This window comes from Streptomyces sp. NBC_00390 (genome assembly GCF_036057275.1).
Classification (GTDB): domain Bacteria; phylum Actinomycetota; class Actinomycetes; order Streptomycetales; family Streptomycetaceae; genus Streptomyces.
In genome coordinates, this window is sequence record NZ_CP107945.1 from 5,589,097 (window position 1) to 5,601,140 (window position 12,044).

Annotated in this window: 7 protein-coding genes; 2 read left to right on the forward strand and 5 right to left on the reverse strand. The window is 69.8% G+C overall.

Annotated features, from left to right (window positions below; genetic code table 11):
- Positions 1-25 precede the first annotated feature (25 nt).
- Entirely contained in the window at positions 26-3,361 is a 3,336-nt protein-coding gene (locus OHS70_RS24580; protein WP_328400556.1) for a S8 family serine peptidase, read from the reverse strand.
- Between the two features lie 690 nt (positions 3,362-4,051).
- On the opposite strand from OHS70_RS24580, the gene OHS70_RS24585 reads away from it, so the two are divergent.
- Entirely contained in the window at positions 4,052-4,519 is a 468-nt protein-coding gene (locus tag OHS70_RS24585) for an NUDIX hydrolase (protein ID WP_328400558.1), read from the forward strand.
- Here the strand turns inward: OHS70_RS24585 and OHS70_RS24590 are convergent.
- Positions 4,495-5,484 (reverse strand): hypothetical protein, encoded by a 990-nt coding sequence (locus OHS70_RS24590; RefSeq protein WP_328400560.1) that lies wholly within the window; start codon positions 5,482-5,484, stop codon positions 4,495-4,497. The genes OHS70_RS24585 and OHS70_RS24590 overlap by 25 nt on opposite strands.
- Before the next feature lie 729 nt (positions 5,485-6,213).
- The gene (gene pepN / locus OHS70_RS24595; RefSeq protein WP_328400562.1) at positions 6,214-8,787 is read right to left on the reverse strand and encodes an aminopeptidase N; all 2,574 of its coding nucleotides are present in this window, start codon (positions 8,785-8,787) and stop codon (positions 6,214-6,216) included.
- A gap of 117 nt (positions 8,788-8,904) precedes the next feature.
- Between pepN and OHS70_RS24600 the strand changes: the two genes are divergently transcribed.
- Positions 8,905-9,543 (forward strand): mycothiol-dependent nitroreductase Rv2466c family protein, encoded by a 639-nt coding sequence (locus tag OHS70_RS24600; RefSeq protein WP_328400564.1) that lies wholly within the window; start codon positions 8,905-8,907, stop codon positions 9,541-9,543.
- Between the two features lie 144 nt (positions 9,544-9,687).
- On the opposite strand, the gene OHS70_RS24605 is transcribed toward OHS70_RS24600, so the two are convergent.
- Positions 9,688-10,323: a superoxide dismutase gene (locus tag OHS70_RS24605; protein WP_328400566.1), complete on the reverse strand. Its 636-nt coding sequence runs from the start codon at positions 10,321-10,323 to the stop codon at positions 9,688-9,690.
- A 190-nt stretch (positions 10,324-10,513) separates the two neighbouring features.
- On the reverse strand, positions 10,514-11,950 hold the full coding sequence (locus OHS70_RS24610) for an amino acid permease (RefSeq protein ID WP_328400568.1): 1,437 nt from the start codon (positions 11,948-11,950) through the stop codon (positions 10,514-10,516).
- Positions 11,951-12,044 lie beyond the last annotated feature (94 nt).

The following is a 12,044-nucleotide window of genomic DNA, read 5'->3' on the forward strand; positions in this document are numbered from 1 at the left end:
CCGCCCCCTCGTGCCGTTCACACCGTTACGGCGTGACCTTCTCGATCACCACGCTGCCGGTGCCCGCGGCGGTGCCGCGCGCGTTCTGCAGCTGCACCTCGCCGAAGAACTGCCGGCCGGCCGGTGCCTCGCTCGCCACCATGACCTCGGCGGCGACCTCCGCCGTCGCGCCGCCCGGGAGCTTCACCGGGGTGGCGTCGACCTTGACCGAGCCGAGCGCTGCCGAGAAGTACACGTCGCGGTAGTCGAATGCCGTGGTCCCGGCCGGGACCGAGTAGCCCTCGACGACGACGGTGTACGTGCCCGCGGCCGGCTTCACCAGGCTGACGGCCTCCTCGGAGTCACCGTCGGCGGCCTGGCCGACCACGGCCCCGCCCTTGATGACGTAGAGGTCGAGGTCCGCGCCGTTGTCGGCCGGGGAGCCGATGGCCACGTCGAGCCGCTCGACGCCCTCGCCGATGGTGACGGTCCGCACCTGCTGGTCGCCCTCACCGATGGTCGGACGCTCCACCTTCGCGGAGCCGAGTGAACCGCCCACCAGCTTGCCGTCGATGGCGGCGAAGCCGTTGGAGACGTTCCACTTCACCGGCGCCGGGGTGCCGATCTTCGCCTCGGGCAGCGTCTTCACGGCCGGGTCGAAGTCCGCGCCGAGCACCGTCACATCGAGCTTGTACGGGTTGTCCAGCAGCGGCGACGTACGCCGCGACTCGACCTCGATCTCCCAGACACCGGGCAGCGGTTCGGCGTACGAACGCACGTCCGGGCGGCAGGTGTTGGCCGGGTTGTCGTAGTTCGGGTAGCAGAAGGTCGTCGAGTTCTCGTCGACCGGCAGACCGTACGGGTGGATCGAGATGAACCGGGTCTGGCTGCCCGCGCTCAGTCCGCCGAGGGCGACCTCGAGGTTCTTGGCGCCCGCCGGCACGTTGACGAAGTACGACTTCGAGCTGTTGCGCTGGACCGAGCCGCTCGCCGAGAGGGAGTAGCCGGGCTTCGCCAGCTCGCCCGCGACCACGACCGTGGCGAGGATCTGCTTGTCGACGCCCTCGGTGTCCTCGTCGTCGGCCTCGAGGATCGCACTGTGCACACCGGCGGAGCCGGGGCGTGCCTGGACCTTGACGGTGACCGGCTGGTTCAGCGGCAGGTCGACCTCGTCGTCACCGAGCAGCCGGAAGGTGCCGTCGTTGTTCTTCCAGTCGAGCTCGTGCTCGATGGGACGGTCCGGACCGGTGGTGCGTGTGATCGTGACGTCGTACGTCTTCTTCTGACCCGCCTTCAGGCCGCCCTCGCGGTCGTAGAGACCGGTGCCGAAGCCCGGCTCCTTGAGCGCGAAGTCGATCGAGGTGTCGACGGGGGCCTTGACCTTGTACTCGTGGGCGGTCGCACCGTCCTTGACGGCCTCCCAGGCCTCCACGATGTCGATCAGGCCGGCGCCCTGCTCGTGCGCCTGGACACCGCTGATCTTCCGCGCGGTGCTGGTCAGCGCGGTGCGCAGATCGGCCGGGTTCAGCTCGATCTTCCGCTGCTTGGCCGCGGAGAGCAGCAGCGCGCTCGCACCGGCGACCTGCGGCGAGGACATCGACGTGCCCTGCAGCATGGAGTAGCCGGCCGGGAGCGCGTAGCCCGCCTCCTTGACCGGGCCGCCGGGCGACCAGGTCTGGGTGGTGTTGACGGCCGCGCCGGGACCGGTGATGGTCGGCGTGAAGCCGCCGTCCTCGCGCGGGCCGCGGGAGGAGAAGGGCAGCATCGCGTACGGCTTGGCCACCGTGGAGCCGTAGTTGGAGGCCCAGGTCTGCCGGGAGATCGAGGCGCCGACGGAGATGACCTTGTCCGCCAGCCCGGGGTCACCGATGGTGTTGGTGCCCGGGCCCTCGTTGCCCGCCGAGATGACCAGCTGGACGCCGTGGGTGTCGATCAGCCGGGTGTAGAGCTCGGCGCGGGCGTTGTTGCCGTCGTTGAGGGGCGGCAGTCCGCCGATCGACATGTTGACGATGTCGACACCGCGGTTGGTGACGAGGTCGATCATGCCCTCGGTGAGCGCGATGTTGGTGCAGCCGCCGCTCCAGGTGCAGGCGCGGGACGAGACCAGCTTGGCGCCAGGCGCGGCACCGTTCATCCGGCCGCCGAAGAGGCTGTTGGCGGCGGTGATACCGGCGACGTGCGTGCCGTGAGAGCCCTCGATGACGCCGATGTTGACGAAGTCGGACTTCGTGCCGGCCGCGTCGACCACCACGTCCTTGCGGATCTCGATGACGAACGGGATGCGCTCGACGACCTCGGTGGCCGGGTTGTCGGTACCGAAGTAGCCGATCTGGAAGCCGTCCTTGTACGGCTTCATCGCCACGTCGTCGCCGAAGTCGCCGTTGTTGTTCAGGTCGACCCGGGCGGTGCCGGCGGCCGCGTCGTAGAGGACGCCCCACACGTCGGTGGTGTCACCGTCGCGGTTGAGGTCGCCCGCCATGTCGCCGCCCTTGGTGGCGGCTTCCTCGAACTTGCGGTACTTGAACGAGCCGGCCGGGGCGGTCCAGGTGCGGCCGTCCGCGGTGAACGTCGGGCCGGTGACCTCGACGTTCATCTGGCGCCAGGTGCCGTCGCCGTCGGCGACCGGGTCGGTCGCGGTGACCCAGTCGACGATCTTGCGCTCGCCGGTGGTGGTCTTCTGCAGTGCGGGGTGACCCAGGTCGACACCGGAGTCGAGGATGCCGATGGTCACGCCGCGGCCGTCGGCCTTGGGGTGGTCCTCGACGAACTCCACCGCGCCCGTCTCGAAGGACGGGTTGTACGGGTTCTTCGCGGGCGTGCGCTTGCCCGGCGCCGGGTAGCTTCCGGCCGTGGCGCCCGAGGTGCGGGAGCCATTGGGCGAGGTGGCGATCCCGGCCGTGCCGGGCGAGGTGCCCAGGCCGTCCGGGGTCGGGTCGTCCAGCTTGATCTCGTGCTTGAGGTCGATCCCGTGCACGGAGGACAGCTTCTGGGCTGCCTTGAGTGCGGCGTCCGCCTTGGCGGTCGGCAGGGTGGCCCGTACGTAACCGAGCTTGTCGTCCGTCTTGCCGACCGTGGCGCCGGGCACCGCGTCGAGCTGGTCCGAGACCTGCTCGGTCGCGCCGGGCGCGGTGGCGACCATCACGGTGACGCTCTTCTGGCCCTTGGCCTCGGCCTGGGCGAGCAGATCGGCGTCGGCCGTACCGAGCTTGTCGGTGGAAGCCTTGACGGGGGCGGAGCCTGCCGGGTCGTCGGCGGCACCCGCCGAGAACGCCGGTGCGGCGCCGGTGGCGACCAGCGCGGCCACGAGACCGGCTGCGGCTGCCACGCGTGCCGCGCGTCTCCGCCCTTTTATGGAGCTCTGGGACTCGGGGGTCATCAGCATCCCTGTTTGTGAAAGAAGAGGGTCCGGAATTCGGTGCCGGATGACCGCTCACCCTTTCGTAAATGACAGGGGTTTGTGGAGAGTTGCTGAAGGCGGGAAGCAGCCATGGCGCACATCCGCCACTGCGGAGTATGCGCCATGAGGATCAAACCGGGATGAAACGCCGCGCTGGAGGGGGCCGGACGGGGGCTGGTCCGTACCGGGGGCGGAACCGGACGGTCAGCTTTCGTGAGTCTGACGTAGTGCCGGGACGCCATGGGCGGTGGCATCAAGCCCGTCGCCGGCGATCCTCGGACTCCGGCCCACGAGACCGAACGGGTCTTCGCCGACAGCCCCGGGTACCCACCGGCACCGAGTACGGCGTCGAGGCGGCCATCAAGGCGGGAACCCCGGCTTCGTCCGGGTGCACTCGCCCGCCTTGTTCAGCCGGCCGACTACCGGGCCACGCGATGGTCCTGACCCTGGGGAACCCGGGGCAGGACCCGCGCGCCGGAATGCTGCTGCTCGACCGGAGCACGGGACCACGCTCCCGCTCACGGGTTCGGCCCGTACCGAGCACGGCGCCCGACGGAGACCGCACCGTCCGCTTCACGAAGGCTCAGGTGCGGCAGGCCGAAGGCGCTTCGCCGCCGCGCCGGTCGCAGCCCGAGTACTCGCCCGCGAACCCGCCTGTTTGACTAACCTCACGGGATGAACAAGGAGTTGAGGGTCGCGGCCTACGCGGTGTGCGTACAGAAGGAGCAGATACTGCTGGCACGCTTCGTGGCCCGCGACGGGACCAGGAAGTGGACACTGCCCGGCGGGGGCATGGACCACGGGGAGGACCCGCTGGACACCGTCGTCCGCGAGGTCGAGGAGGAGACCGGGTACACGGCGGAGATGACCGCGCTGCTCGGTCTGGACTCGATCCGCCGCCACTATGCGCGCCGGCTCGGGGCCGTCGCGGACTTCCAGGGGCTGCGGATCGTGTACGAGGGGCGGATCGCCGGCGGTTCGCTGCGCAGTGAGACGAACGGCTCGACGGACCTCGCCGCCTGGTTCCCGCTGGAGGCGTTGCCCTCTCTCGACCGGGTCGAGCTGGTCGACGTCGGGCTGGAGCTGTGGCGCTCCAGGCCCCCGGTCGGCCGCTCCGCTCAGCGCGGCAGCACCACCACATAGGCTGCCGGCTCGCGGTCCACGGCGGCCATCAGGGCCGTACGGACCACGACCGCCTGCTGATCCGGCGACTCCCGGAGCTTGCGCGGCGTGATGTGGACGACGGTGATGCCGAGCCGTTCCAGATGTTCCCGCTTGCGGACGGACGCCGACCACCTGGCGTCGTCGTCCTGCCGGGGCGCACGGGTGTCCAGTTCCACGGCGACGGCCTGCTCGGGCCAGTACGCGTCCACCCCGCCGAGATGAGGGCCGCCGGGCAGCCGCAGATCCACGTTCCACAAAGGCTCGGGGAGCCGGTTCCCGCGCACCACCTCGTACAGCCGCCCCTCGGACAGCGCCCGGCCCTCGGCGAGCAGCGAGTCGACCGCACCGACGACATGGGGGAGATCGAGGAGCCGCGTGTCGTTCAACTCCCTTACGAGTATCGCGGGTTCGCAGTGGCCGCCGCGCACGGCCTCGGTCAGCATCGCGCGCACGGCCTTGGCGTCGGTGAGCTGAGCGACGGCATCCGCTACGGCCCGCGCCACAGGTGCCACCGGCAGCCCGGTGATCTGCAGCGACGCCGGCAGCGCATGAGCCCGCACCAGCCGGACACACCCGGCCGACCGCAGCCGCCGGGTACGCGCCACGAGCACGTCGATGAACTCGAGCGACATCAGCGGCGTCGCGGTGGAGAAGCCGTACAGGGCGAGCGAGGCCATCCCGGTGATCATGGCCTCATCGGCATCCCGCCGCCCGGCGTACAGCAGCGCCCCGTGCAGCCGCTCCTGGCTGGTCGGCGTCCCGGGCCGCAGCAGATACACCCCGGGCAACATCAACTGCCAGGTCCCGCCGGCCCGGCACTGCTCGGCAATCCGCGCGGGGGTCACCCCGAGCGCCCGCAACTGCGATGTGGACATCACCCGCTGCTGCACCTCGGAGAGGTGGCTGAGGGGGAGGGGGGAGAGGGGAGTGTTGGACTGCGTCATGCCGGGGAGATGCCCACACCTCCGCAGACCGCTAACCGCTGTTACAAGCCCGTCGACATTCCGGTACAAGCCTGCCCTAAAGTGCAAGCGTTCGACTGCCGATCAGGATCGCTGGGCCGTATGGCTGACATGCGGGAACGGGGCGGACAGCGCCGGCCACGCCTCGTCGGCCCCGGCCGGCTTCTGCGGCGGGGGCGCGCGCCGTGCCCGCTGACGCCCCCGGATCCCATGGCTGCCGGGCAAGTTCAGCGGCATCGTCCTGCCCGGGATTCCCTGGCTCAGGGCCTTTCTCCCGGTTCTTGCCGGTCCCGCGGGCCCTGGCATGCCCCACGGACTTCGGCGTGGGAAGTACCCCAACCCCCACGGCCTTTCGGCGTGGGGAGGTATCCCGCTCCGTAGCCCGCGTGGGAGGCGTCCGCATCCCGTATCCGTTCGGGCGGGGGAGGCGTCCCAGCTGCGGACGCGGCCAACGGTCCGTCCTATCCGAAAGAAAGCAGAGCCCCAGCCCCGCCGGGGTCCGCTCCCGGTCCGTCGGGCGATGGCCCTGGGCGCCGCCCAGGGCCTCGCCGCAGTGGGCACCGCTTCCGCGTTCCGCTGCCGGATTCCGCCCGCGCGGCGCGCAGCAGCCGCCCGCGGAGGCAGGGGCCGGCACGGTGACGCGAAGCGGGGCCCCCGACACCGCAAGGCGGCAGCGGGAAGGGCGGGGACATCCCTGCCCTTCCCCACCGCTCAGCCCTCCGACGCCCCCGCGTCACACGCCTGCGCCCGCAGCGCCCTCGCCAGGTCGTCGCGGGATTCCAGGACCAGTCGGCGCAGTGCCGGAGCCGAGGACTCGTGGGTGCTCAGCCACTCGTCCGTCGCCGTCAGCGTCGACTCGTCGTCCTGGAGCGACGGGTACAGGCCCCGCACCACATCCATCGCGATCTGGATCGACCGCTTCGACCACACCCGCTCGATCGCCTCGAAGTACTTCGGTGTGAACGGCGCCAGCAGCTCCCGCTGCCCCGGCTGGACGAAGCCCGCGATCGTCGCCTCCACCAGCGCGTTGGACAGGGTGTCCGACTCCACGACCGCCGCCCACGCCTGTTCCTTGACCGCCGCCGACGGCCGCGCCGCCAGGCAGCGGACCTGGTGGCGCTTGCCCGATGCCGTGTCGTCACGGGCCAGTTCCGCCGAGATGACGGACTCGTCCGGCACCCCGTGCGCGGCCAGCGGTTCCAGGAACGCCCACCGCAGCTCCTGGTCGACGTCGAGGCCGTCGACCTTCGCCGTGCCCTCCAGCAGCCCGGTCAGCAGCTGGAAGTCCGCCTCGCTCCGGGCGACCGCCGCGAAGAACCGCGCCCATGTCAGCTGGTGCTGGCTCCCGGCATCGGCCAGCCGCAGCTCCCGCAGCGCTCCCTCGGCGAGCAGCCGCCCGCCCTCCTCACGCCACGCCGGAGCCGCGTAGTGGTCGAGCGCCGCCCGCGCCCACGCGTGCAGCATCTGCAGGACACCGATGTCCGACTCGCGGCCGGCGAACGTCAGCACCAGGTCGATGAAGTCCCGCGCCGGCATCAGCGCGTCCCGCGTCAGGTTCCACAGCGCCGACCAGCACAGTGCCCGCGCCAGCGGGTCCGTGATGTCGCCCAGGTGTGCCCGCAGCGCCTCCAGCGACCCCTCGTCGAAGCGGATCTTGCAGTACGTCAGGTCATCGTCGTTGACGAGAACCAGCTCCGGCCGCTCCGCACCGGCCAGTTCGGCCACCACCGTCCGCACCCCTGCGACATCGGCCTCGGCACGCGCGTACCGCACGAGCTCCGTGCCCTCGACCCGGTACAGGCCGACCGCCACCCTGTGCGGACGAAGCTCCGCCCCGTCCTGGACCACGGCGAGCTCGGTGATCCGGCCACCCGCGTCGTACGTGACCTGAGGCGTCAGCGAGTTGACCCCGGACGTCTGGAGCCATGACCGCGACCAGGCCTTCATGTCGCGCCCTGAGGTCTCCTCCAGCACCGACAGCAGATCGCCGAGCTGCGTGTTCCCGTAGGCGTGCCGCTTGAAGTAGCGCCGCGCTCCTTCCAGGAACGCGTCCCGCCCCGCGTACGCCACCAGCTGCTTGAGCACCGAAGCACCCTTGGCGTAGGTGATCCCGTCGAAGTTGAGCTTGGCGTCCTCCAGGTCACGGATGTCGGCCGTGACCGGGTGTGTGGACGGCAGCTGGTCGGCGCGGTAGGCCCACGCCTTGCGGTTGTTGGCGAAGGTCACCCACCCGTTGGTGAAACGCGTCGCCTCCACCATCGAGAACGACCCCATGAAGTCCGCGAAGGACTCCTTCAGCCACAGGTCGTCCCACCACTGCATGGTGACCAGGTCGCCGAACCACATGTGCGCCATCTCGTGCAGGATCACATTCGCCCGGCGCTCGTAGGAGGCCGTCGTGACCTTCCCGCGGAAGATGTACTCCTCGCGGAAGGTGACCATGCCCGGGTTCTCCATCGCTCCGAGGTTGTACTCGGGCACGAAGGCCTGGTCGTACTTCCCGAAGGGGTACGGGTAGTCGAAGTGGTCGTGGAAGAAGTCGAAGCCCTGCTTGGTGACGAGGAAGACGTCGTCCGCGTCGAAGTGCTTCGCCAGCCCCTTGCGGCACATCGCGCCGAGCGGAATCCGCAGCGTCGTCCCGTCCGCCAGCTCCCGCTCGTACAGGTCGGTCACATAGTGGTACGGACCTGCCACGACGCAGGTGATGTAGGTGGAGATCGGCCGGGTCGGGGCGAAACGCCACACGCCGTCCTCACCGCGCGTGCCCTCGCCGTTGCTCCACACCGTCCAGGCATCGGGCGCTGTCACCTCGAAGTGGAACGGCGCCTTGAGGTCCGGCTGTTCGAAGGTGGCGAAGACCCGGCGGGCGTCGGCCGGCTCGTACTGCGTGTACAGATAGACCTCTCCGTCCTCCGGGTCGACGAAGCGGTGCAGTCCCTCGCCGGTACGGCTGTACGCGCACTGCGCGTCCACCACCAGGACGTTCTCGGCGGCGAGGGAGTCCAGTGTGATCCTCGAGCCGTCGAAGGCCGTGGCGGGGTCCAGTTCCTCCCCGTTGAGTGTGATGCCGGTCACGGCGGAGGCGATCAGATCCACGAACGTCGACGCGCCCGGTTCGGCGGCCCGGAACCGGATCGTCGTCACCGACCGGAAGGTGCGCGGCCCCGAGCCCTCTTCGGCCTCCCCGACCGCGGAACGCACGTCGAGGGCAACCTCGTACCCGTCGACGGACAGCAGCCCGGCCCGGGTACGGGCCTCGTCGCGGGACAGATTCTCACCGGGCACAAGCACTCCTTCGTGTCTCGTTCGAACAGAATTGATCCTCCCATGGGAATTGATCGGCCGGCCGGTGGCGTTGCCCGAGCGACGCAGGCACAACCTGGCGCCCATGTGAGGAGAGAGATGTCGCAGAACGGCAGGACCCCGGTCGACTTCTGGTTCGACCCGCTGTGCCCGTGGGCGTGGATGACCTCGCGCTGGATGCTCGAGGTCGAGAAGGTACGTGATGTCGAGGTCCGCTGGCATGTGATGAGCCTTGCCGTGCTGAACGAGGACAAGCTGGACGAGCTGCCGGAGACCTACCGCGAGATGCTCGCCACGAAGGCATGGGGCCCGGTCCGGGTCGTCACCGCCGCCCAGCAGGAGCACGGCGACGAGGTGCTCGGCAAGCTCTACACCGCGCTCGGCACCCGCTTCCACAACGAGGGCCAGGGCCCTGTCCGGGACGCGGTGGTCGCGGCCCTGGAGGACATCGGTCTGCCCGTCTCCCTGGCGGACTACGCGGACAAGGACACTTACGACGCCCAACTGCGCGCCTCTCACAAGGAGGGCATCGAGAAGGTCGGCCAGGAGGTCGGCACCCCGGTCATAGCGGTGCCCGGTGCGGACGGCGAGCAGATCGCCTTCTTCGGGCCGGTCGTCACCCCCGCCCCCAAGGGCGAGGATGCGGCCAAGCTCTGGGACGGCACGCTGTTGGTGGCGTCGATCCCGGGCTTCTACGAGATCAAGCGCACCCGCACACAGGGGCCCATCTTCGACTGATCGGCCCGGAGGCACAGAAGGACCCCCCGCGAGTCGTTCCCCCAGAGCTGCGCCTGGGGGTGCCCCCACGCGGGGGTCCTTCCTCTTTCCGCCTGCCCGGTGAAGGCTGAGAAGACGATCACGAGCAGGACGACTGTGCCCCGGTCAGGGGGCGATCAGCGGCGTGCGCTCCTTGGCCTGCTCGTACCGCTTCGCCACGTCCTGCCAGTTCACGACCTGCCACATCGCGTCGATGAAGTCGACCTTCTGGTTCTTGTACTGCAGATAGAAGGCGTGCTCCCAGGCGTCGAAGACCAGGACCGGGACGGTGCCCTGGCCGACATTGCCCTGGTGGTCGTAGACCTGCTCGACGATGAGCCGGCCGCTCACCGGCTCGTACGCGAGCACGCCCCAGCCCGAACCCTGTGTGGTGGCCGAGGCCTTGGTCATCTGGGACTTGAACTTGGCGAAGGAGCCGAAGGACTCGGCGATCGCGTCCGCGAGCTCGCCGACGCCGTCCTTCTCCAGCGGCTCGCCGCCGCCGTCGCCCGTCATGTTGTGCCAGTAGATCGAGTGCAGGATGTGGCCGGAGAGATGGAACGCGAGGTTCTTCTCCAGACCGTTGATCGCAGCCCACGCCTCCTTGTCGCGTGCCTCCGCGAGCTGTTCAAGGGTGTCGTTCGCGCCCTTCACGTACGCCGCGTGGTGCTTGTCGTGATGGAGCTCGACGATCTGCGGACTGATGACCGGCTCGAGCGCCGCGTAGTCGTACGGGAGTTCAGGAAGCGTGTAAGTGGCCATGATCCGGTCCCTCCGGGTGCTGCTTATTGCACATCTTATGCAACTGCACACTAGCAGCGGCAAAGGCCCGCGATGATCAGGTGCCGGCCCCGGTCCACGGCGCGCCGCCTCCTGGGGCCCTGAACGCGCAGGACCCCCGGGCCGGGGCGGCCCAGGGGTCCTGCGCGGGGCAGCGGTCAGCTGCCGTGGCTCACTCGGCGGCACGCTCCTCAGCCGCCTCGGCGGAGGGCGCGGCCGACCCCCGGACCTTCTGCACGACGAAGCCCGCGACGGCCAGCACCACGGTCATCACACCGGTCGCGAGCAGCTGGTCGCGGGTGTCGGGCTCACGGAGCATGAGGACGAAGATTCCGGCCATGCCCGCGATGGCGACCCAGGTCAGCACCGGGTACAGCCACATACGGACGACAAGCTTCTCCGGGCCCTCGCGCTCCAGGCGGCGACGCAGCAGCAGCTGGGAGACGGCCACGAACAGCCAGACGACCAGGATCACCGCGCCGATCATGTTCAGCAGCCAGGGGAAGACGTCGTCCGGACGCCAGTAGCTGAGCAGCACGCACAGGAAGCCGAAGACCGAGGAGACGAGGACGGCGATCCGCGGCACACCGCCCGAGATCTTCCCGATCGCCCTCGGTCCCTGCCCGCGGGCGACCAGGGAGTACGCCATACGGGAGGCGCCGTAGATGTTGGCGTTCATCGCCGAGAGCAGTGCGACCAGCACCACGACCTGCATCACGATGCCCGCGCCCGGAATGTCGAGATGGTTCAGCGCGGTGACGTACGGACCCTTGTCGGGGTCGGCGACATCCGGGTCGTTCCACGGCACCAGCGTGACGATGACCGCCATCGAGCCGATGTAGAAGAGCGCGATGCGCCACATCGCCGTCCGCACGGCCTTGGCGACACCCTGGACGGGGTGCTCGGACTCGGCGGCCGCGATGGTGACCGTTTCCAGGCCGCCATAGGCGAACACGGACGCGAGCAGACCGATGACCAGCCCCTCGGAGCCGTTCGGCAGGAAGCCGCCGTCGCCGGTGAGGTTGGTGGTGCCGGGGGCCTCGGTGCCGGGCAGCAGGCCGGCGATCGCGAGGCCGCCGAGGATCAGGAACAGCGTGATGGCGCCCACCTTGAGGGCCGCGAACCAGAACTCGAACTCGCCGAAGTTCTTCACCGCGGCCAGGTTCGTACCGCAGAACACCAGCATGAACAGTGCGACCCAGGCCCACTCGGGCGTCCCCGGCAGCCAGCCGCTGACGATCTTCGCAGCGCCGATGCCCTCGAGGCCCACGGCGACGGACAGCAGCACCCAGAAAGACCAGCCGGCCGTGAAGCCCGCCCACGGCCCGATGGCCCGCTCGGCATGCACCGAGAAGGAGCCGGACGCCGGGTTCGCCGCCGACATCTCGCCCAGCATGCGCATCACGAGCATGACGAGCAGACCGGACACGGTGTAGGCGAGGACGATGCCGGGTCCGGCGGCGGCGATACCCGCACCGGAGCCGACGAACAGGCCGGCCCCGATCACACCGCCGAGGGCGATCATCGACAGATGGCGTTGCTTGAGTCCGTGCGTGAGCGGCGTGCCGGCCTTGCGGTCGACGGGCGCGGGCGCGGAGGTTTGTGACATGGACGTGCCCTGTTCATTGGCTGAGACGGGGGGAGCGGACGCCAGTGTGGGCACGAGTTCCGTTCACGCGGAATGCGCGTCCGCTATACGGGCA

Excerpts from the sequence above, each read along its gene's own strand:
- OHS70_RS24580 (WP_328400556.1), bottom strand. The coding sequence starts at position 3,361 with ATGCTGATGACCCCCGAGTCCCAGAGCTCCATAAAAGGGCGGAGACGC.
- OHS70_RS24585 (WP_328400558.1), top strand. The coding sequence starts at position 4,052 with ATGAACAAGGAGTTGAGGGTCGCGGCCTACGCGGTGTGCGTACAGAAG.
- OHS70_RS24590 (WP_328400560.1), bottom strand. The coding sequence starts at position 5,484 with ATGACGCAGTCCAACACTCCCCTCTCCCCCCTCCCCCTCAGCCACCTC.
- OHS70_RS24600 (WP_328400564.1), top strand. The coding sequence starts at position 8,905 with ATGTCGCAGAACGGCAGGACCCCGGTCGACTTCTGGTTCGACCCGCTG.
- OHS70_RS24605 (WP_328400566.1), bottom strand. The coding sequence starts at position 10,323 with ATGGCCACTTACACGCTTCCTGAACTCCCGTACGACTACGCGGCGCTC.
- OHS70_RS24610 (WP_328400568.1), bottom strand. The coding sequence starts at position 11,950 with ATGTCACAAACCTCCGCGCCCGCGCCCGTCGACCGCAAGGCCGGCACG.